Origin of the sequence: Streptomyces sp. NRRL F-5122 (genome assembly GCF_001507435.1) — a bacterium.
Lineage (GTDB): Bacteria > Actinomycetota > Actinomycetes > Streptomycetales > Streptomycetaceae > Streptomyces > Streptomyces lannensis.
Genome location: NZ_LMWH01000231.1, coordinates 1 through 204, shown reverse-complemented (window position 1 = coordinate 204; position 204 = coordinate 1). Strand labels below are relative to the sequence as shown.

At 64.2% G+C, this 204-nt stretch carries 1 protein-coding gene; it reads right to left on the bottom strand.

What is annotated here, in order from left to right; translation table 11 throughout:
- A partial coding sequence (locus tag ADL25_RS23365; protein WP_159044980.1) for an Hsp70 family protein occupies positions 1-204 on the bottom strand: 204 nt, incomplete at both ends.

Here is a 204-nt window from a genome sequence, read left to right as displayed (position 1 = left end):
AGACCTGGATCTGCACGGACGGCTGGTTGTCCTCGGCCGTGGTGAAGATCTCGGACCGCTTGGTCGGGATCGTGGTGTTGCGCTCGATCAGCTTGGTCATGATGCCGCCCTTGGTCTCGATACCGAGGGACAGCGGGGTCACGTCGAGGAGCAGGACGTCCTTGACCTCACCCTTGAGGACACCGGCCTGGAGCGAGGCGCCGA